This window comes from Streptomyces sp. NPDC002835, assembly GCF_053591995.1.
Genome location: NZ_JBSFUW010000003.1, coordinates 205,716 through 226,702, shown reverse-complemented (window position 1 = coordinate 226,702; position 20,987 = coordinate 205,716). Strand labels below are relative to the sequence as shown.

Sequence of the window (20,987 nt, the reverse complement as noted above, 5' to 3'; positions counted from 1 at the left end):
CGCGGCTCGGCGTCTACCGGCTCAGGGCAGGTGCGTCGGGCACGCGTCTCCGCGGCAGGCGCTGCCGGCCGGGGAGACGCCTCCCGGCGGGACGGTCGCCGGGCGGCGGAGACGCGAACACCCGGCCGGGCAGGGGCCCGGCCGGGTGTTTCACGTGGAACGGGACTTCAGGCCGTCAGGACTTCAGGCCGTCACGCCCAGGTGATGAGGCGCTTCGGGTTCTCCAGGATCGCCGCGATGTCCGCGAGGACCTTGGAGCCGAGCTCGCCGTCGACCAGGCGGTGGTCGAAGGAGAGCGCCAGCGTGGTGACCTGGCGGGGCTTCACCTTGCCCTTGTGGACCCACGGCTGGAGCTTGATCGCACCGACCGCGAGGATGGCCGACTCGCCCGGGTTCAGGATCGGCGTACCGGTGTCGACGCCGAAGACGCCGACGTTGGTGATGGTCACCGTGCCGCCCTGCATCGCCGCCGGGGTGGTCTTCCCCTCGCGGGCCGTGGCGACCAGCTCGCCCAGGGACTCGGCGAGCTGCGGCAGGGTCTTGTCGTGCGCGTCCTTGATGTTCGGGACGATCAGACCGCGCGGCGTGGCCGCCGCGATGCCCAGGTTGACGTAGTGCTTCTGCACGATCTCCTGGTTGGCCTCGTCCCAGGCCGCGTTGACCTCCGGGTTCCGCTTGATCGCGACCAGCAGGGCCTTGGCGATGAGCAGCAGCGGGTTGACCCGGAGCCCTGCCATGTCCTTGTCGGCCTTGAGCTCCTCGACGAGCTTCATGGTGCGCGTCACGTCGAGCGTCACGAACTCCGTGACGTGCGGCGCGGTGAACGCGCTGCCGACCATCGCGGACGCGGTCGCCTTCCGTACGCCCTTGATCGGCACGCGGGTCTCGCGCGCGCCTGCCGCGGCGGGCTCGGGGGTGGCCTGGACCGGAGCCGGGGCCGGCTCGGGGGTGGCGGCGGCCGGGGCGGGCTCCGGCGCGGCGGCCGCGTGGACGTCCTCGCGGGTGATGATGCCGTCGGGGCCGGTCGGGGTGACCGTCGCCAGGTCGATGCCGAGGTCCTTGGCGAGCTTGCGCACCGGGGGCTTGGCGAGCGGACGCGGCGCCGCCTGAGTGCCGTGGCCGTTCATCTCCGCCTGGATCGCGGCGGCGGCCTCGGTCTGCTCGGGAGCGCCGGCCTGCTTGCGGGGCCTGCGCTTGGTGGAGGACTCGGCGACGCCGTAGCCGACGAGGACGGGCTGGCGGCCCTTCGGCTTGTCCTCCTCCGCCTCGGCGGCGGCCTCGGCCACCGGGGACGCCTCGGTCTGCGCGGCGGGGACGGCCGCGGCCTCCGCGGGCGCCGCCTCGTCGCTGCCGGGCGCCACGTCGATCGTGATGATCGAGGTGCCGACGTCGACGGTGGTGCCCTCGGCGAAGCGCAGCTCGTGCACCACGCCGTCGTACGGGATCGGCAGCTCGACGGCCGCCTTCGCCGTCTCCACCTCGCACACGACCTGGCCGTCGGTGACGGTGTCGCCCGGCTGGACGTACCACTTGAGGATCTCGGCCTCGGTGAGTCCCTCGCCCACGTCGGGCATCTTGAACTCGCGGAAGCGGAGGGAAGTGTCTTGCGTCATGGTCACGGCACTCCTCAGTACGCGAGCGAGCGGTCGACGGCGTCCAGCACCCGGTCCAGACCCGGAAGGTACTCCTCCTCGAGCCGTGCCGGCGGGTACGGGGCGTGGAAGCCGCCGACCCTCAGCACCGGGGCCTCCAGGTGGTAGAAGCACCGCTCGGTGATGCGAGCGGCGATCTCCGCGCCGGAGCCGTAGAAGACGGGGGCCTCGTGGACCACGACCAGCCGCCCGGTCTTCTCGACGGACGTCTGGACGGCGTCGAAGTCGATCGGGGACATCGAGCGCAGGTCGAGGACCTCCACCGACTTGCCCTCCTCGGCCGCGGCGGCGGCCGCCTCGAGGCAGACCTTCACCATCGGACCGTAGGCGGCCAGCGTGATGTCGGAGCCGGCCTGGGCGACGCGCGCGACGTGGAGCGGGTCGGGGATGGCCTCGGTGTCGACCTCGCCCTTGTCCCAGTAGCGGCGCTTCGGCTCGAAGAAGATCACCGGGTCGTCGCTCTGGATGGCCTGCTGGAGCATCCAGTATCCGTCGGAGGAGTTCGACGGGGAGACCACCTTGAGTCCGGCGACGTGCGCGAAGAGCGCTTCCGGGGACTCGGAGTGGTGCTCGACCGCGCCGATGCCGCCGCCGTAGGGGATGCGGATGACGACCGGCAGCTTGATCTTGCCGAGCGCACGGGCGTGCATCTTGGCCAGCTGCGTGACGATCTGGTCGTACGCGGGGAAGACGAAGCCGTCGAACTGGATCTCGACCACGGGGCGGTAGCCGCGCAGGGCCATGCCGATCGCGGTGCCGACGATGCCGGACTCGGCGAGCGGGGTGTCGATGACCCGCTCCTCGCCGAAGTCCTTCTGCAGCCCGTCGGTGATCCGGAAGACGCCGCCGAGCTTGCCGACGTCCTCACCCATGATCAGGACCTTGGGGTCGGTCTCGAGGGCCTTGCGGAGCGACTCGTTGAGCGCCTTCGCGAGGGGAAGCTTCTGTACAGCCATGGCTTACTTGCCCTCCTCGGCGAACGATGCGTGGTACGCAGCGAACTGCACGCGCTCCTCGTCGACGAGCGCGTGCCCGTCCGCGTAGACGTGGTCGAACATCGCCATGTCCTCGGGGTCGGGCATGGCCCGCACCGCCTCGCGCACCCGCTTGGCGAGCGTGTCGCTCTCCTCGTCGAGGGAGGTGAAGAACGCCTCGTCGGCGTGGCCCTCCGCCTCGAGGTAGGTACGCAGCCGAAGGATCGGGTCCTTGGCCTCCCAGGCCGCCCGCTCGTCGTCGTGCCGGTACTTGCTGGGGTCGTCGGAGGTGGTGTGCGCGCCCATCCGGTACGTGAAGGCCTCGACGAGCGTCGGGCCCTCGCCGCGGCGGGCCCGCTCCAGGGCGGAACGGGTGACGGCCAGGCAGGCCAGCACGTCGTTGCCGTCGACGCGGACGCCGGGGAAGCCGTAGCCCTGCGCGCGCTGGTACAGCGGGACGCGGGTCTGCCGCTCGGTCGGCTCGGAGATCGCCCACTGGTTGTTCTGGCAGAAGAACACGACCGGGGCGTTGTAGACCGCGGAGAACGTGAACGACTCCGCGACATCGCCCTGGCTCGAGGCGCCGTCGCCGAAGTACGCGATCACGGCCGAGTCGGCGCCGTCCTTGGCGACGCCCATGGCGTAGCCCGTGGCGTGCAGCGTCTGCGAGCCGATGACGATCGTGTACAGGTGGAAGTTGTTGACGGTCGGGTCCCAGCCACCGTGGTTCACACCCCGGAACATGCCCAGCAGGTTCGTCGGGTCGACCCCGCGGCACCAGGCGACGCCGTGCTCGCGGTAGGTCGGGAAGACGTAGTCGTCGTCGCGCAGGGCGCGGCCGGAGCCGATCTGGGCGGCCTCCTGGCCCAGCAGCGACGCCCACAGACCCAGCTCGCCCTGGCGCTGCAGGGCGGTGGCCTCGGCGTCGAAGCGGCGGGTCAGAACCATGTCCCGGTACAGCGCGCGCAGCTCGTCGGCGGTCAGGTCGATGTCGTACTCGGGGTGCTGGACGCGCTCGCCCTCGGGCGTCAGCAGCTGTACGAGCTGGGGCTCGGAACTCTGCGGCTTCTTGGCGGCGCTGGCGCTGGCGCGCTTACTGGCGCGTCGCGGTTTACGCGCGGCAGCAGTGCTCTCCACGGTCACGTGCGTGCTCCTCCGTCGGTCCGGCCCCCGGGGTCCGCCGGAAACCAGTGCGGCTCGCCCGCTTCCCGGCCCGCGCACGGGGTGTGTGCGGCAAGGCCGGAGGTCGGGCGTGACAGGTGTCCCGGCGAACGTCCTGTCACAGGCACGTTACCCAGTGGGCAGCATTACTGCGAAACCCCATTTGACCTGCGATTTTGCTTGGATTTCCAAGTAAATCGAGAAATAGGGGAACAACCACTGGTCACAGCCCTGCAGGCCGCCGGAACACGGGCACGGTATACCGGCCACCCCCGGCACGGGAAGACTCAATATGTGAGACTCCCTTTGTGCACGAAACAGGAAAAATCACGGTATTCCTACTGGACGACCATGAAGTGGTGCGGCGTGGCGTTCATGAACTTCTCGCGGCGGAGCCCGGTATCGAGGTGGTCGGCGAGGCCGGCACCGCAGAAGACGCCCTGGTCAGGATCCCCGCGACGGAGCCCGACGTCGCCGTGCTGGACGTGCGCCTGCCGGACGGAAGCGGCGTCCAGGTCTGCCGCGAGGTCCGTTCGCGCAACGAGAACATCAAGTGCCTGATGCTCACGTCCTTAGCCGACGACGAGGCCCTCTTCGACGCGATCATGGCCGGGGCCTCCGGATATGTGCTGAAGGCGATCCGCGGCAACGAGCTGCTGACGGCGGTTCGCGACGTCGCGGCCGGAAAGTCACTGCTCGACCCGGTGGCCACAGCCCGGGTGCTGGAGCGGCTGCGGGACGGCGGCAGGCCGAGCGGCGACGCCCGACTCGCGAACCTCACCGACCAGGAGCGCCGGATTCTGGACCTGATCGGCGAGGGGCTCACCAACCGCGCCATCGGGGAACGGCTCCACCTCGCCGAGAAGACCATCAGGGACTACGTCTCCAGCCTGCTGTCCAAGCTGGGCATGGAGCGGCGGGCGCAGGCGGCCGCGTTCGTGGCGAGGCTGGATGCGGAGCGCCGGAACAACTCAGCGCTCGGGGAGGGCGGTGTCCGGGGACGGTGCTCGCGCGTCCCTCGATTTGACCAGCGCCGTCAGCAGGCCGAGGCCCGTGTCATCACTCGTTCGGGCTAACGGCGTCACGCCCCGTTCCGGAACCTTGGTCCCGGCGGTTGGGGGCCGGTGACCCTGCACGGCGGAGTCGTCGGTCACGCAGAGTGGAATTCATGTCCCCCGAGGACTCCACACCGTCGAGCCGCTGGACCGCGTCCCGTGCGGCCGGCCGGCCGCCAGCCTCCGCGCCATGCCCTTCCTGGCACCGGCCCGCCACATCGTGACGGACGGCCGGGTCCTGCTGCGCCCGTACGCGGCCTTCGACCACCAGCGGGCACGCTGCGGCAGCGTGGTGGCGTACGGCGCGGACAACCTCGGCTCGGGGCGGCGGAGCTGTGGTCGGTCCAGTTCACCGGCACCGCAGAGACGGCCCGGCCGACGGACGAGGAGCTGGAGCGTCCCGGGCCGTGCCCGTGTCGGATCGACGACCAGGAGTTCCGGCCGGCCCATCTGCGCATCGAACCGCGCTTCGTCACCGTGCACACGATGGACCGGTCCGGCGAGCAGCCGGAGCGGCACATTCCGTGATCTAACATCTGGCGGGTGCCGCGCTCATCTGATACCGCTCCGCCCGTCACCGCGCTTCTGCGCCGCTACGAGAACCCGGGCGAACCCCTCTCCTGCAAACCCGTCACCCAGGGGCTCCTGAATCGCGGTTACCGCCTCTCGACCACCCGCGGGGCGTACTTCCTCAAGCACCACCTCGACGGCGACCACGAGGCCATCACCCGCCAGCACCGGGCGACCCGGCGGCTGCAGGCCCTCCACGTGCCCGTCGCCCCGCCGCTGGCGGACGGCGACGGGGCCACGGTCGCCGTGATCGGCGGCCACTGCTACGCCCTGCACCCCTGGATCGAGGGCCGCCACCGCAGCGGCGCCCAGCTCAGCGCGGGCCAGTCGCGGCGGCTCGGATCGCTCCTCGGCCTCGTCCACACCGGCCTGGCCCAGGTCATGGACACCGGCGCGCAGGAACGCACCGAGCACGGCAGCGCCGACCCCGACGAGACGTTCGCCCTCATCGAGGAGCTGCTGGAGCTGACCCGGTCCGCCCGGCCGCGTGACTCCTTCGACACCCTCGCGGAGCACCGCCTGTTGCAGCGGCGCGCGCTGCTCGAACGCCACGCCGGCCGCAGGCCGCCGCCGGGCGGCGCGGGCGGCTGGGTGCACGGCGACTTCCACCCGCTGAACCTGCTCTATCGGGGCGCCGAACCGGCCGCGATCGTCGACTGGGACCGGCTGGGGGTCCAGCCGAGGGCGGAGGAGGCGGTACGGGCCGCGGTGATCTTCTTCGTCACGCCGAACGGCCGGCTGGAGCTCATGAAGGTCCGGGCGTACGCGCGGGCCTACCGGCGGGCGACGGGCGCCGACACGGCCGAACTGCGGGCGGCCGTCCACCGGGTGTGGTGGGAGCGGCTCAACGACTTCTGGATACTGCGCTGGCGCTACCAGCTGCACGACCGAAGGGCCGACCCGCTGTTTCCCGCGGTGTCGGCCCTGGCGGTCTGGTGGACGAAGGAGTACGAGGCGGTGTGCGAGGCGTTCGCGGGGTGACGCGGCCGGCGGTTCGGCCGGCCGCGGCGAGGCCCCGTGTCACTCCTGGCCGTCGTCGCCGCCAGAGTTGCCCGTCGGCTCGCCGGTCGGACCGCCCGTCGGGGTTCCACCGGTCGGGTCGCCCGTCGGATCGTCGCTCTGGTCGTCCGTCGGGGCATCCGTCGGGGCGTCGGTGGGGTCCGTCGGCGTCGGCTCGTCGGACGGCGTCTGCGGCGTGCTCGGGGTGAACGACGGCTGGTCCGACGGGGTCCAGGTCGGCCACTGGTTGCCGCCGGTGGACGTGTCCGGGTCCTCTGACTGCTCGGTCTCCTGCTCCGTCGGCGACGGGGTCTCCTCCGGCGTCGTGCTCGGCGACTCGGAGACCGTCTTGCCGTCACCCGGGCTGTTGCCGCCGGGGTCGCCGGCCTTGTCGAGCGCGAACGCGATGCCGGCGACGACCGCGATCACGGCGAGCGCGGCGAGCAGCCACACCTTGCCGCGCCCGCCCCCGCCGTTTCCGCGCTGTCCGCCGCCGTAACCGCCGTTGTAGCTCCCGTCGTTCGGGTTCATCGGCGGGAGGATCGGACCCTGCGACGTCTCGCCGTGGCCGGGGTGCGCGGCGGTCGCGCCGGTCATGCCCCTGGTCGCCGAGGTGCCGTCCTCGTACAGATGGACCGGGCCGGTGTTCCAGCCGCCGTTGTGGCTGCCCTGCTGCTGGAGCATCTGCAGCGCGTACTGGATCAGCCCGCGCATCTCCTCGGCGCTCTGGAACCGGTCGTCCGGGTCCTTCGCGAGGGAGCGCATGACCAGACCGTCGAGCTCGGGCGGCACGGCGTCCGAGACGTCCGACGGCGGCACCGGGATGTCCTGCACGTGCTGGTAGACGACGGAGAGCGGCGTCTCACCGGTGAACGGGGGGCGCAGGGCGAGCAGTTCGTACAGCAGGCAGCCGGTCGCGTACAGGTCGGAGCGGTGGTCGACGGCCTTGCCGAGGGCCTGCTCGGGAGAGAGGTACTGCGGCGTGCCCATGACCATGCCGGTCTGGGTCATCGTCGACTGCGCGCCGTGCAGGGCGCGCGCGATGCCGAAGTCCATCACCTTGACCGCGCCGGAGTGGGTGATGATGACGTTGGCGGGCTTGATGTCGCGGTGCACGATGCCGTGCTGGTGGGAGTACGCGAGCGCCTCGAGGACGCCCGAGACGATGATCAGGGCCTGCTCGGGCGGCGGGGCCTCCGCGTTGAGGAGCAGATCGCGGATCGTGCGCCCCTCGACCAGCTCCATCACGATGTAGGGGACGGTCTGGCTGCCCACGACGTCCTCGCCGGAGTCGTAGACCGCCACCACCGCATGGTGGTTGAGGCCGGCGACCGACTGGGCCTCCCGCGTGAAGCGGGCCTTGGAGACCGGGTCCTCCGCGAGATCGGCGCGCAGGAGCTTGACGGCGACGGTGCGGCCGAGCCGTACGTCCTCCGCCGCGAACACCTCCGCCATTCCGCCGCGGCCGAGACGGTGCGTCAAGCGGTAGCGGCCGTCGCCGACCAGTCCGCCGACACCCCAGGCGTCCGCAGAATCCGGCACTCCGCTGCCGTCTGCTCCGGGTTCGGGTGCCATCAGTCCTCGCCGTCGTATCTGTCCGCGCGCGTACTGTGCTTGCGGGGGTGCCATTGCTCGTGGTGCTGTGCCACGTCACGCTACAGCCTTGGCGCGGCAGGCCGGATCCGAGAGAGACCGGCCATCAAACCTTCTCCGCGCCGGGCGGCGCAAATTCCATCCGGTTCCTGTAACGCTTCCGAGACGCTTGTTGTGCGTACGGTCACGGAACGGGCCCCTGGCTTGACGTGTCGGACCCCTGCGGCAGACTTGCCCCGTAATACGGGATCACGGTCCAGGTTTCTCGGTGCTCGAGGCCAGGATCGCCACGCAGCAGCAAGCCATCGCGGGCCGGTCGATCCGGCCACCGCGCCGAGGGGGATGCACAGTCATGAGCCAGGACGGCGCGCAGGGCCGCTATGCGGGTGGTTCCGTGGCGGGCGGCCGGTATCAGCTTCGCGATCTGCTCGGCGAAGGCGGAATGGCCTCCGTCTATCTGGCTTACGACTCGGCGCTCGACCGCCAGGTCGCCATCAAGACGCTCCATTCGGAGCTGGGGCGCGAGCAGTCGTTCCGCGAGCGGTTCCGGCGCGAGGCGCAGGCCGTGGCCAAGCTCTCCCACACCAATATCGTGTCCGTCTTCGACACGGGTGAGGACGCTGTGACATACAGCGGCTCCGCCTCGGGGGACGGCGGCGTGATGCCGTACATCGTCATGGAGTACGTGGAGGGCCAGCCGCTCGGCTCCGTACTGGCCACGGACATCCGGCAGTACGGCGCGATGCCCGCCGACAAGGCGCTCAAGGTCACCGCCGACGTGCTGGCCGCGCTGGAGACCAGCCACGAGATGGGCCTGGTCCACCGCGACATCAAGCCCGGCAACGTGATGATGACCAAGCGCGGCATCGTCAAGGTGATGGACTTCGGCATCGCCCGCGCCATGCAGTCGGGCGTCACCTCGATGACGCAGACCGGCATGGTCGTCGGCACCCCGCAGTACCTGTCGCCCGAGCAGGCGCTGGGGCGCGGCGTGGACGCCCGCTCCGACCTGTACTCGGTCGGCATCATGCTCTTCCAGCTGCTGACCGGCCGACTGCCGTTCGACGCGGACTCGCCGCTGGCCATCGCGTACGCGCATGTGCAGGAGGAGCCGGTCGCGCCCTCCAGCATCAACCGCTCCGTCACTCCCGCGATGGACGCACTGGTGGCGCGGGCGCTGAAGAAGAACCCGAACGAGCGGTTTCCGAGCGCGGCGGCCATGCGCGACGAGTGCGCGCGGGTCGCGGGCGCCGGGCAGACGGGCGCTCCGGTGATCATCACCGGCGCACCGGCGACCAGCGGCGCGGGCGTCGGTTCCGCCGTCTTCCCGCCGCTCGACCAGTCGGCCCCGGCACCGCAGAGCGCCGTCCAGACGCCGTACCAGCCCGGCCCGTACGGGGCGCCCACGCCGGCGCCCGCACCTGCCCCGCACTACGGCTACCCGACGCCGGCCCCGGCGTACCAGTCGCAGCCTCCGGCGGCCAGCACCCCGCCGCCGTACACGATCTCGCAGCACCAGCACCATCAGCCGCCCGCCGGGGGCAACGGCGGCGGGAAGCGGAACATGCCGGTGCTCGTGGGCGCCATCGCGGTCGCGGTGCTGGCCATCGGCGGTCTGATCACGGCGATCACGCTGAACGGCAAGGACAAGGACCCGGGCACGGAGGCCGGCGGCGACCCGACGACGAGCGAGTCGGCGAAGGCGGGCTACAAGGGTCCGGAGCGCGAGCGCACGATGAAGAGCACCGAGTGCTCGGAGGCGCGGGAGAGCTACAACGACCCCTCCAAGGTCGACGCTCCCAACTTCGTCTACAAGGACATCCTCTCCGTCAAGGCGTGCCTGCAAGCCGCGGGCTGGACGTTCACCGAGCGGGAGAAGGCGAACGGCCAGTGGGGCGAGGGCGTGGTGATCTCGCAGTTCCCGCTCGCCAACACGGAGGTCGACCCGGAGAAGGCCAACTTCACCCTCGAGGTCTCCAGCGGCTATCCGGAGTAAGCACTCCGCGGCGCCCGCAGGGGTGCCGTCCGCGCGAACGGCCCGGTACGCACCTGCGTGCCGGGCCGCGGTGCTGTGCGGGGCGGGGCCGTTGTGCCGGTGCCGGCGGCCGGGCGTCGGCCTGGTCCGGGCCGGCGGCGTCGAGGGCCGGGATGCCGGAGGCACTCCGCCATGTGACCCTGAGTCCGATATGTCGGCAGCGGCACCTCGGCACGGGGAGGGGTCAATCCGGTGACTCCAGAGACTCCAGGACTGCACACGCGATGCGCGATCACCGTTGCTTCGCTGCTGCTGCTGCTCGCGCCCGCGCCCGTCGCGTACGCCGCCGACGAGCCGAAGGCCCCCGAGAAGTCCCCGAAGCCGACGGCCTCTGCCTCGCTCGCGGGACGCCAGGCCGGTGAGGGGCGCCCGCGTCCCGGCCGGCAGGTGACACCGTCGCCGAGCACGAGCACCACCCCGTCGGCGACCCCCTCGCGTACGCCCGCCGCGGCGGTACCGCCGTCGGCGAGCGCCACGGCGGCGAAGTCCTCGCGGCCCGCTTCGCCGTCCAGGTCCGCCGAGGGCAGGCCGACCCGCGACGGGGAGCCCTCCGCGGACACCCTCCCTCCGGAGGACGAGGCACTCGAGTCGGACGAGCCGGGCGACGCCTGGGTCGCGCCGACACCGGCGCCGGACCGGAGTGAGCCCGCCGCCGCCCGCCACCAGGCACCTCAGGGGACACCCGTACCCGTCGCCCAGGAGATCTCGCCGCTGTCGCTCGGCGTCGGGATGGCTCTGATGGGTCTCGGCATCGGCTTCCTCGGCGTGCGGCTGCGGCGCCGCTGACCGCCGCCTCCCTCTCAGGACGGACGCCGGTTCTCCGTCCAGCGATGGTTGCCGCGAGGGACATACTCGGTATACATACTGAGTATGTCCATTCGCCACGGGCTCCTCGCCCTGCTCGAACACGGCCCCCGCTACGGGTCTCAGCTCCGCTCGGAGTTCGAGTCCCGCACGGGTGCCACCTGGCCCCTGAACGTGGGCCAGGTCTACACGACGCTGGGCCGCCTGGAGCGCGACGGCATGGTCGCGCAGAGCGGCGAGGACGAGGCAGGACACGCGCTCTACGTCATCACGGACGCCGGCCGCTCCGAGCTCCGCACCTGGTTCGAGACGCCGGTGGACCGCAGCAGCCCGCCCCGTGACGAACTGGCCATCAAGCTCGCGATGGCGGTCGGCGCGCCCGGGGTGGACATCCGCGCCGTCATCCAGTCCCAGCGCCACCACACGGTGAACGCGATGCAGGACTACACCCGCCTGAAGGCCCAGGCTCTCGCCGCCATCGAGAGCGGGGGCTCACAGGAGCGGGACGACATCGCCTGGCTGCTCGTGCTGGAACAGCTGATCTTCCAGACCGAGGCGGAGGCCCGCTGGCTCGACCACTGCGAGGTCCGGCTCATCAGGCTCTCGGCCGCCGGTGCGGCCGGGCGCGGAGCCGGGGCCGGGGCCGGTGCCGGATCGGGGGCCGGTGCCGGATCGGGGGCCGGTGCCGGATCGGGGGCCGGTGCCGGATCGGGGGCCGGTGCCGCCGTGCCGGCCGGGCCGGCCCCTCAGGCGGCCGCGGCCACCGGCAGGCGTCCCGCGCCCGCCGACTAGGCCCGTCGCCCACGATCCGGAAGGGAGGGCTCAGGCCCGCCCCGGAGCCCCGGCCCCGCCCATGTACGGCACCCGGCGGCACCGACCCTCCGGCTGCGCGCCCCGGCGCCGTACCGGCCGCTCCACCACACACACCGCCCGCACATACCGGCCTGGCGGGCCGGCGGGGCTCACCGAACCGCATCGGCCCGCCGGCCGGCCCGTTCACCGCTCGTATCACCTCTCCGTACACCGCTCGTGTGTACGCGTCCGTCCAAGGGGGGACCCACTCGTGTCCGAACAGGTTTCACAGCAGTCTCAGCCGTCACAGCCACCCGTCCTGCAACTCCAGCAGCTCACCCGGGTGCACGGCAGCGGCGCCACCGAGGTGCACGCTCTGCGCGGCATCAACCTCGACGTCTTCCCCGGCGAACTCGTCGCCGTCATGGGCCCGTCCGGCTCCGGCAAGTCCACACTCCTGACCATCGCGGGCGGCCTCGACACCCCGACCTCCGGGCGGGTGATCGTCGAGAACACCGACATCACGACCGCCGACCGCAAGACGCTCGCCGCGCTGCGCCGCCGCAGCATCGGCTACGTCTTCCAGGACTACAACCTCATCCCCGCCCTCACCGCCGCGGAGAACGTCGCCCTGCCGCGCGAGCTCGACGGCGTCTCCGCCCGCAAGGCCCGCGGCGAAGCCGTCGCCGCTCTCGAGGAGATGGAGCTCGGGCACCTCGCCGACCGCTTCCCGGACGAGATGTCCGGCGGCCAGCAGCAGCGCGTCGCCATCGCCCGCGCCCTCGTGGGCGACCGCCGCCTCGTCCTCGCCGACGAGCCGACCGGCGCCCTGGACTCGGAGACCGGCGAGTCCGTCCTCGCCCTGCTGCGCTCGCGCTGCGACGCCGGCGCCGCCGGCATCCTCGTCACCCACGAGCCGCGCTTCGCCGCCTGGGCTGACCGCGTGGTGTTCCTGCGCGACGGCGCGGTCGTCGACCAGACCGTCCGCAGCCAGGCCGACTCGCTGCTCTCCGGCCAGGCGGCAGAACTGTGATGACCTGGTACCACTCCTGGCGTGCCGCGATCAGGATCGCGCGCCGCGACGCCTGGCGCTCCAAGGGACGCAGCTTCCTCGTCCTGTCCATGATCGCCCTCCCCATCGTCGGGGTGAGCGCCGCGGACCTCACCGTCCGAAGCTCCCAGCTCTCCACCGAGCAGAGCCTCGAGCGCTCTCTCGGCGCCGCCGACGGCAGGCTCTCCGACCCGGGCATGGGCGGCGAGCCGATCATGCAGTCCCCGGACGGCACCAACTACAGCCCGGTCGCCGACTTCTCCGACAAGCCGTGGCCGGACGGGAGGGCGGACCTCGCGAAGGCCCTGCCCGCGGGCGCCAAGACGCTGACGGACACCACCGGTTCCGCGAAGCTCCGTACCACGCACGGTCTCCTGCACACCGAGATCCGTGAGCTCAAGGCCACCGACCCGATGGCCGAGGGCATCCTGGACGTCGTCGACGGCCGGCTGCCGCAGAAGGCCGACGAGGTCGCCGCGACCACTCACTTCCTCGAGAGCAGCGGCCTGAAGGTGGGCTCCGCGGTCACCGCGCGCGGCTTCGACCGTCCGTACCGCATCGTCGGCTCGTACGAGCTTCCGAACGCGCTGGACACGGACCAGGTCAACGCGCTGCCGGGCGCGATGCTCGCGCCGCTCGACAAGGCGCTGAAGGCCGGGGGATTCTCCGGCACCTCGCCCTCGACGACGATCCTGGCGACCGTTTCCGGTGGTTTCACGTGGAACATCGTCAAGGACATCAACGCCAAGGGTGTGAAGGTCAGTTCGAGGGCGGTGGCGCTCAACCCGCCGGCCGACTCCGAGGTGCCGCTCTTCCGGCAGGAGGGCTGGGGCAACTTCGAGGCGAGCACGGCCGCGAAGGCCGCCGCGCTCGCCGCGGTCGGCACCGTCGTCGGCCTGGCGATGCTGGAGATCTGTCTGCTGGCCGGCCCCGCCTTCGCGGTCGGCGCCCGTCGCTCGCGCCGCCAGCTCGGACTGGTCGGCGCCAACGGCGGCGACCGGCGGCACATCCGGGCCATCGTCCTCGGCGGCGGTCTGGTGATCGGTGTCGCCGCCGCGGTGGTGGGCACGGTCCTCGGCCTGATCCTCACCTATCTGCTGCAGCCCGTGCTCGAGGGATACATGGGCAAGCGCTTCGGCCACTTCGACGTACGGCCGCTGGAACTGCTCGGCATCGCGCTGCTCGCCGTGCTGACCGGTCTGCTGGCCGCGATCGTCCCGGCCATCACCTCGTCCCGGCAGACCGTCCTCGCCTCGCTCACCGGCCGCCGCGGCGTGCGCCGCAGCAGCCGGGTGCTGCCGGTCGTCGGCCTGATCGCGGTGACCCTCGGAGCGGCGATCGCCCTGTACGGATCGACGATGACGGACCAGTTCGCCGTCGTCGCGGGCGGCAGCGCCCTGGCCGAGCTGGGCGTGGTCGCGCTGACTCCCGCCCTGGTGGGCCTGTTCGGCCGGATCGGCGGCATCCTGCCGCTCTCCCCCCGGCTCGCGCTGCGCGACGCCGTGCGCAACCGGGGACGTACGGCTCCCGCGGTGGCCGCGGTGCTGGCCGCCGTCGCGGGAACGGTGGCCGTCGCCACCTACGCCGCGAGCAGTGACGCCCAGGGCGAGGCCGAGTACACGGCGCAACTGCCCCACGGCGCCGTCTCCATGGTGATCCACGAGGGCGGCGGCCGGGACGTCCCCGCCGTACGCGACACGGTCCAGAAGCTGCTGCCCGTGGACGTGCGGGCGGACGTGGACCGGTTGGTCGTCGGCAAGCCGGGCTGCACGCGCTTCGACGACGGGGACGGCTGCGGCCGCTACGACATCGTCGTGCCCAAGGCGAACGAGTGCCCGCTGTGGGCCTGGGACCCGACCAAGCCGGACGAGGACCCGGCGCAGAGGTTCACCAAGGCCGAACGGCGCAAGCTGGCCGAGGACTGGCGGTGCGAGCAGAACAACGGCGGCGGGGTCTACGCCGACGGCGGCCTGATGATCGGTGACGCCAAGCTGCTCAAGGTCCTCGGCATCGACGACCCGGCCGCCGAGAAGGCCCTGGCCGCGGGCCAGGTCGTGTCCTTCGACAAGCGCAACGTCAACGCCCGGGGGAAGGTCGACATCCGGCTGGTCACGGACACGGACGCCGCGGACCGGGCCGCCGAGAAGGGCGAGAAGATCCCCGGCGAGATGAAGACCTTCACCGCCCACCAGATGCCGGACACGTCGGAGTCGTACGGCCTGCCCCTGCTGCTGTCGCCGTCGGCGGCCAAGGCCGCGGGCATGACCACGGCGCCGTTCGGCGCGTACTACACGACCGACACCATGCCCAGCAGCGAGCAGCGGCAGCGGCTCGACGGCGAGCTGGACAAGACGGGCACCGCGATCGACCTCCACATCGAGGAGGGCTACACCAGCGAGAACAGCATCATCCTGCTGGCGCTGACCCTCTTCGCCGGACTGATCACCATCGGCGCCGCGGGCATCGCCACCGGGCTCGCCCAGGCGGACGCGGAGGCCGATCTGAAGACGCTGGCCGCGGTCGGCGCCCCGCCGAGGGTCCGCAGGACGCTGAGCGGCTTCCAGTGCGGGGTGGTGGCCGCGATGGGGGTGGTCCTCGGCTCGGCCGCCGGCGTGCTGCCGGCGATCGGGCTGCGGCTCACGGAGCAGCGTCAGCAGATCACCTGGTACGAGAGGGCTCTCGACGAGGGCTGGGGCGGGACGGGCTCGGTGCCGTACGTGCCGATCGTCGTGCCCTGGGCGACGCTGGCCGCCCTGCTCGTCGCGGTCCCGGTCGGCGCCGCGCTGCTCGCGGCCCTGGTCACCCGCTCCCGCGGCGCCCTCGCCCGGCGCGAGGCGACGTGAGCGGGATGCCGTGAGCGGGGTGACGTGACAGCGGCCTGGCGCGACGTGGCCGTGGTGTGGCTCCTCTGTGGCGCGCCGTAACAGCGCGCGACGGGCCGCCGTGACCGGCGAAACCCGGCGATCCGACGGCCGAGTTCCGCCCGGCAGGTCCATGTCCAGCGGTTTGTGCCCCCGTGGAAGGGTGGATCACTCTCCCACGGGGGCACACCGTGTGGTGACGCATATGTACGAGAGAATGGACGGCATGGAGATGCCGAGGAATGAACGGTCGCAGGAGAGCCCCCACGTCCTCGTCGTGGGACAGGACGGGATGGCCCTCAGCGGCGGTGAAGGTGACGACCAGTCGCGCGAGGTCCCGGTGACGGAAATGGTCGAACAACCGGCCAAGGTCATGCGCATCGGCAGCATGATCAAGCAGCTGCTGGAGGAGGTCAGGGCAGCACCTCTCGACGAGGCGAGCCGGGTACGGCTCAAGGAGATCCACGCCGGCTCGGTCAAGGAGCTGGAGGACGGTCTCGCGCCCGAGCTCGTCGAGGAACTGGAGCGCCTCTCCCTTCCCTTCACCGACGACGCCATCCCGTCCGAGGCGGAACTGCGGATCGCGCAGGCCCAGTTGGTCGGCTGGCTCGAGGGTCTGTTCCACGGGATCCAGACGGCGCTGTTCGCCCAGCAGATGGCGGCGCGGGCGCAGTTGGAGCAGATGCGGCGGGCGCTGCCGCCCGGCGCGTCGCACGACGAGGAAGAGGGCGGTCAGCACGGCGCGATCCGTTCCGGACCGTACCTGTAGCCGCACGGCACGTACGAGGGCCCGTCCCACCGCATCGACGGTGGGACGGGCCCTCACAACGATCAGGTGACGCCGGCGGCCGGTTCAGGCCTTGCCGGGCGCGGTCAGCACGACCTTGCCCACATGTGTGCCCGCCTCCAGGACGCGATGGCCCTCCGCCGCGTCGGCGAGCGGCACCGTACGGTCGACGACCGCTCGTACCCGGCCAGCGCCGATCAGCGGCCACACGTGCTCACGCACGGCCGCCACGATCGCGGCCTTCTCACCGAGCGGGCGGCCCCGGAGCGAGGTGGCGGTGACCGCCGCACGCTTGCGGAGCAGCGCGCCGAGGTTCAACTCGCCCTTCACGCCGCCCTGGAGGCCGATGACGGCGAGGCGGCCGTTGACCGCGAGCGCCTTCACGTTGCGGTCCAGGTACTTGGCGCCGACGATGTCGAGGATCACGTCCGCGCCGGCGCCGCCGGTGGCCTTCTCGATCTCCTCGACGAAGTCCTGTTCCCGGTAGTCGATCAGGATGTCCGCGCCCAGCTCGGCGCAGCGCGCCAGTTTGTCCGGCCCGCCCGCGGTCACGGCCACCCGGGCCCCCACGGCCTTCGCCAGCTGGACGGCCATGGTGCCGATACCGCTCGCGCCGCCGTGGATCAGCACGGTCTCCCCCGGGCGCAGATGGGCGATCATGAACACGTTCGACCACACCGTCGCCGTCACCTCGGGCAGCGCGGCGGCCGTCGTCAGGTCGAGGCCCTCCGGAACCGGCAGCAACTGCCCTGCGGGCACGGCCACCTTCTCCGCGTAACCGCCGCCCGCCAGCAGCGCGCACACCTCGTCGCCGACGGCCCAGCCGGAGACGCCGGGGCCCAGCGCCGAGATCCGCCCCGAGCATTCGAGACCGGGGTAGGGGGACGACCCGGGCGGAGGGTCGTAGAAGCCCTGGCGCTGGAGCAGATCGGCGCGGTTCACCGCGCTCGCGACGACATCGACGAGGACTTCGCCCTCGCCAGGCACCGGATCGGGCACCTCGGCCCAGACCAGCGCCTCTGGACCACCGGGCTCGGGAATCGTGATCGCATGCATGGCGGCGAGGCTACTCCGAGGTCCTGGCGGGAGGAGCGTTCTCCGCGCGGACGATGGTGATCAGCCGGTCCGTGAGCTGCAGCGGGCTGGCGGCCGGGTCGTCGTACCCCAGCAGCCGGTGCCCACGCAGGACGGACACCACCAGGTCGTCCGTCTCCCGGACGTTGCGGCCCACCTCTGCCTTTATCACCGGCCGTTCGATCAGATCGAGGCCGCTGCCCTGCTGGATCAGGTCCTCCATGACCGTGCCCGCGCTGGGGCTGAGCACGGACAGACCGAGCAGCCGGCCGGCCGCGCCGGAGCTGGTGATCACGGCGTCGGCGCCGGACTGACGCAGCAGCGGAGCGTTCTCCTCCTCGCGGACGGCGGCGACGATCTTGGCGCCGCGGTTGAGCTGGCGGGCGGTGAGCGTCACCAGCACCGCCGTGTCGTCCCGTTGGGGTGCGATGACGATCTGACGGGCTTTCTGCAGCTCTGCCCGGAGCAGGACGTCGCTGCGGGTGGCGTCGCCGACGACGCCGGTGAACCCTTCCGCGTTGGCGGTGTCGATCACCTTGGAGCTGGGGTCGACGATGACGATCTGGTCCTTCCGCAGCCCTGTGGCACAGAGGGTCTGCATCGCCGATCGTCCCTTCGTGCCGAAGCCGACGATGACGGTATGGTCGCGCAAGTTGGACCTCCAGCGGTTCAGCCGCCACTCCTCCCGGGTGCGCTCGGTGAGGACCTCGAGAGTGGTGCCGACCAGGATGATGAGGAAGAGCACACGCAGCGGCGTGATCAGCAGCACGTTGATGAGCCGCGCGCCGTCAGTGACCGGCACGATGTCGCCGTAGCCGGTGGTGGAGAGGGTGACGGTCGCGTAGTAGACGGCGTCGAGGAAGTCGACCGTCCCGTCCGCGTTGTCGGTGTAGCCCGCCCGGTCGGTGTAGATGATCATCACGGTGATGCTGAGCACCATCAGCGCCATCAGCAGCCGTTTGCTCACCTGCCGCAGTGGTTGCTCGACGATCCGGCGGGGGAGTTTCACACGGCCGGTGACGAGATGTTCGTCGGCGTGCCGGGCCATGGCGTCATGACCGGGAAGTTTCACGTGAAACAGCCTCCTGACTCGTCGGAGGCCGTCCACGGCGACCATGTCGCCCAGGGGAGGTCGAGGACCTCCAGTTCGTCGCCGGGCCGGGCGCCGCCCGGCGGGACGACCGCGAGCCCGTCGGCCGCCGCAATTCCGCGCAGCATCGCCGGTCCGTTGTAGTGCAGCGGGACCAGTTGTCCGTCGCGGTGCACGAACGGAACGAGCCGGGTGTCGTGCGGGTGCCCGTGCACCTCTTCGCGTACGGGCGCCCGGTACGGGGCCGGGGAGGGCCGTCCCGCGAGTCCGCGCAGCAAGGGCTCGGCCAGGGTCAGGAGCCCGGAGACGGCGGCGAGGGGATTGCCCGGCAACCCCACCAGATAGCGCCCGGACGCCAGCCGGGCCAGCAGCATCGGATGGCCCGGCCGTACCGCGACCTGGTCGACCAGCAGCTCCGCACCCGCCTTCCGCAGGACCGGATGGACATGGTCGACCGGGCCGGCCGCCGTACCGCCCGTGGTGATCACCAGATCCGCCTCGGATGTGGTGACCGCTCGGTGGAGCGCTTCGGCGTCGTCCCCGAGGCGGCGCGTGGCCGACACCTCCGCGCCGAGTGCCCGCAGCCAGGGGCCGATCATCGGCCCGAGGGCGTCACGGATCAGTCCGTCGTGGGGGAGCGAGGAGGTGAGCAGTTCGTCGCCCAGCACCAGCACGTCCACCCGCGGACGGGCGAAGGTCACCAGTTCGTCGTAGCCGGCTGCGGCGGCGAGGCCGAGTACCGGTGGAGTGACCAGGGCAGAGGCGGGCAGCAGCCGGTCACCGGAGCGGCACTCCTGGCCGCGGGGGCGGATGTCCTGCCCGGGGACCACCTCGCGGTCGGCATGGAGCTGGCGCCCGGACGCGTCGACACGGCCGTGCTCGCTGCGGATCACGGCGGTGGTCTCGGGCGGCACGCGGGCGCCGGTGGCGATCCGTACCGCCGTGCCGTCGGGCAGGGGTCCGTCGCCGCCGTGCCCGGCGAGGATCGACCCTTCGCCCTCCACGGCCCACGGACCGGGGCCCGCGACGGCCCATCCGTCCATGGCGGAGGTGTCGAACGAGGGAAGGTCGCACAGCGCGGTGAGCGGCTCGGCGAGCACCTGCCCGACGGCCTGCTCCAGAGGTACGCGCCGGCTGTGCGGCGGTGCGGTGCGGCCGGTACGGGCGGCCAGCGCCCGGGCCTCGGGCCAGGGTGCGGCTCGGTGCCGGCGCGGGACGGAGCCCTCGGTGGGAGCGTGCGGGGCCGCGGCGTCCGGTGGGCGCGGGCCGACCAGTGCGAGCGCTTCGTCGACGCCGTCCAGCTCGCCCCCGGCGGGCGGAGTCGCTCCGGCCGTGCCCGGCTGTGCCCGCTCGCCGCCGGCCGCAGCCGCGGCCTCGCGGTCGTGACCGGTCATCCCGCGGCGTCCCCACCGCTCGCTCCCGGTGCGGTGTCGGCCGGGCGGCCGGGCGGTTCCGCCGTCCCTGCCCTGCCCTGCGCCTCCGCGGCCTCGTCCGCCCAGCGGGCGGCCAGGGCCGCCGCCTTGCGGGCGGCCTCCGCGACGGCGTCGGGCCCGCCCTCGGCCTTGGCCGCCGCGTAACCGACCAGGAAGGTGGTGAGCGGTGCGGCGGGCCGGGCGACGCCGTGCGCGGCGTCGCGGGCCAGGTCGAGCAGGACGTGGGTGTCCACGTCCAGCTCGATGCCGAGTTCGTCCTTGACTGCGGTGATCCATTCGTCCAGCACGTACCCATGCTCCCTGATGCGGGCCCGGGCTGTGGAGACGTCCCCCCAGGTGTCGCAGTCGAAGGAGGCGAGGGGGTCGGTCTCGATCCGGGCCAGGTCCAGTTCCCCGGTCAGTAGACGCAGGGGCAGCCCGGAAAGGCTCCCGTATTCGGTCGCGAGGAGAGCAAGTTCACGTCGGAGCGGCTCGGCGCGGTAGGCGGCGACCAGGGGCTGGTCACGGCCGTCGGCATCGGTCAGTACGACCGCCTCGCTGTCCCGCTCCGCGAGTGCGTCGACCAACTGCCGCACCGTCCCGGTCCCCAGGAAGGGAAGATCGGCCGACAGCACGACGAGGGCCTGTGCCCCCGTCTGCCGCACTCCCGCGTCGAGGGCGGCGACGGGTCCGCCGCCCTCGGGCTGCTCGCGTGCCCAGACAACGGGGCGCGCGGTGGGCCGGCGCCCGCCCACGACCACGGTGCGCCCGGCGTCCCGGCAGGCGGCCAGCACACGGTCGAGCAGGGGCCGCCCGCCCACGCTCACCGCCGGTTTGTCGGCGCCGCCGAGCCGCTTGGCGGCGCCTCCGGCGAGGACGATGGCGTCGTACGCCGTAGTCGCGGTCATGCCTGAAGTATGGTCCGCGAACGTCTGGGCGGGGAGCCCCGGTTCGATCTCTCTGCTGCTGCTCCCCTGCTGCTCGCCGTCCGCTGACCTTCGGCTGACCCTTTGCTGCTGCTCCGCCGGCCCTTCCGTCGGCCTGCCTGCGACTCTCGGGTTTGCCGGCCGATCCTCG

At 72.1% G+C, this 20,987-nt stretch carries 15 protein-coding genes and 1 pseudogene; 8 read left to right on the top strand and 8 right to left on the bottom strand.

The window, feature by feature from the left end; translation table 11 throughout:
• Nucleotides 1-191 precede the first annotated feature (191 nt).
• From ACWD01_RS05240 to pdhA, 3 genes are read right to left on the bottom strand one after another with little or no spacing between them, the layout of a single operon-like run.
• Nucleotides 192-1,613: a dihydrolipoamide acetyltransferase family protein gene (locus ACWD01_RS05240; protein ID WP_451158232.1), complete on the bottom strand. Its 1,422-nt coding sequence runs from the start codon at nt 1,611-1,613 to the stop codon at nt 192-194.
• Nucleotides 1,614-1,627: 14 nt separating this feature from the next.
• On the bottom strand, nt 1,628-2,608 hold the full coding sequence (locus ACWD01_RS05235) for an alpha-ketoacid dehydrogenase subunit beta (protein ID WP_451158230.1): 981 nt from the start codon (nt 2,606-2,608) through the stop codon (nt 1,628-1,630).
• A 3-nt stretch (nt 2,609-2,611) separates the two neighbouring features.
• A complete protein-coding gene (gene pdhA / locus ACWD01_RS05230) occupies nt 2,612-3,769 on the bottom strand; it encodes a pyruvate dehydrogenase (acetyl-transferring) E1 component subunit alpha (protein ID WP_451158228.1) in 1,158 nt (385 codons plus the stop codon).
• Between the two features lie 326 nt (nt 3,770-4,095).
• Here pdhA and ACWD01_RS05225 point away from each other — a divergent pair.
• Nucleotides 4,096-4,752, top strand: a pseudogene (locus ACWD01_RS05225) (response regulator); the annotation flags it as partial.
• 633 nt (nt 4,753-5,385) lie between these two features.
• The gene (locus tag ACWD01_RS05220) at nt 5,386-6,393 is read left to right on the top strand and encodes a phosphotransferase (protein ID WP_451158226.1); all 1,008 of its coding nucleotides are present in this window, start codon (nt 5,386-5,388) and stop codon (nt 6,391-6,393) included.
• Nucleotides 6,394-6,432: 39 nt separating this feature from the next.
• Here ACWD01_RS05220 and ACWD01_RS05215 read toward each other — a convergent pair whose 3' ends face one another.
• Nucleotides 6,433-7,986, bottom strand: a complete 1,554-nt coding sequence (locus tag ACWD01_RS05215) for a protein kinase domain-containing protein (RefSeq protein WP_451158224.1) — start codon at nt 7,984-7,986, stop codon at nt 6,433-6,435.
• A 370-nt stretch (nt 7,987-8,356) separates the two neighbouring features.
• Here ACWD01_RS05215 and ACWD01_RS05210 point away from each other — a divergent pair, with 370 nt between their 5' ends.
• The 6 genes from ACWD01_RS05210 to ACWD01_RS05185 all read left to right on the top strand — a co-directional run bounded on the left by ACWD01_RS05210 (nt 8,357) and on the right by ACWD01_RS05185 (nt 16,316).
• A complete protein-coding gene (locus ACWD01_RS05210) occupies nt 8,357-10,000 on the top strand; it encodes a protein kinase domain-containing protein (RefSeq protein ID WP_451158222.1) in 1,644 nt (547 codons plus the stop codon).
• A 231-nt stretch (nt 10,001-10,231) separates the two neighbouring features.
• Nucleotides 10,232-10,825, top strand: coding sequence for a hypothetical protein (locus ACWD01_RS05205; RefSeq protein WP_451158220.1), 594 nt, complete (start codon nt 10,232-10,234; stop codon nt 10,823-10,825).
• Nucleotides 10,826-10,909: 84 nt separating this feature from the next.
• Complete coding sequence (locus ACWD01_RS05200) at nt 10,910-11,635, top strand: PadR family transcriptional regulator (RefSeq protein WP_451158218.1); 726 nt, start codon at nt 10,910-10,912, stop codon at nt 11,633-11,635.
• A gap of 271 nt (nt 11,636-11,906) precedes the next feature.
• The gene (locus tag ACWD01_RS05195; protein WP_451158216.1) at nt 11,907-12,668 is read left to right on the top strand and encodes an ABC transporter ATP-binding protein; all 762 of its coding nucleotides are present in this window, start codon (nt 11,907-11,909) and stop codon (nt 12,666-12,668) included.
• Nucleotides 12,665-15,529, top strand: coding sequence for an FtsX-like permease family protein (locus ACWD01_RS05190; protein ID WP_451158214.1), 2,865 nt, complete (start codon nt 12,665-12,667; stop codon nt 15,527-15,529). The genes ACWD01_RS05195 and ACWD01_RS05190 overlap by 4 nt, the downstream gene beginning before the upstream one ends.
• Nucleotides 15,530-15,773: 244 nt before the next feature.
• Nucleotides 15,774-16,316 carry a bacterial proteasome activator family protein gene (locus tag ACWD01_RS05185; RefSeq protein ID WP_451158384.1) on the top strand — a complete coding sequence of 181 codons (543 nt, stop codon included), beginning with the start codon at nt 15,774-15,776 and terminating at the stop codon, nt 16,314-16,316.
• Between the two features lie 84 nt (nt 16,317-16,400).
• Here the strand turns inward: ACWD01_RS05185 and ACWD01_RS05180 are convergent, their stop codons facing one another.
• Genes ACWD01_RS05180 through ACWD01_RS05165 form a run of 4 tightly spaced genes read right to left on the bottom strand, consistent with a single transcriptional unit; the run spans nt 16,401 to nt 20,818 of the window.
• Nucleotides 16,401-17,390, bottom strand: a complete 990-nt coding sequence (locus tag ACWD01_RS05180; protein ID WP_451158212.1) for an NAD(P)H-quinone oxidoreductase — start codon at nt 17,388-17,390, stop codon at nt 16,401-16,403.
• A gap of 10 nt (nt 17,391-17,400) precedes the next feature.
• Entirely contained in the window at nt 17,401-18,534 is a 1,134-nt protein-coding gene (locus ACWD01_RS05175; protein ID WP_451158382.1) for a potassium channel family protein, read from the bottom strand.
• Entirely contained in the window at nt 18,477-19,892 is a 1,416-nt protein-coding gene (locus ACWD01_RS05170) for a molybdopterin molybdotransferase MoeA (RefSeq protein ID WP_451158210.1), read from the bottom strand. Before ACWD01_RS05170 ends, ACWD01_RS05175 begins: the two co-directional genes overlap by 58 nt.
• On the bottom strand, nt 19,889-20,818 hold the full coding sequence (locus ACWD01_RS05165) for an NTP transferase domain-containing protein (protein WP_451158208.1): 930 nt from the start codon (nt 20,816-20,818) through the stop codon (nt 19,889-19,891). Before ACWD01_RS05165 ends, ACWD01_RS05170 begins: the two co-directional genes overlap by 4 nt.
• Nucleotides 20,819-20,987: the final 169 nt, after the last annotated feature.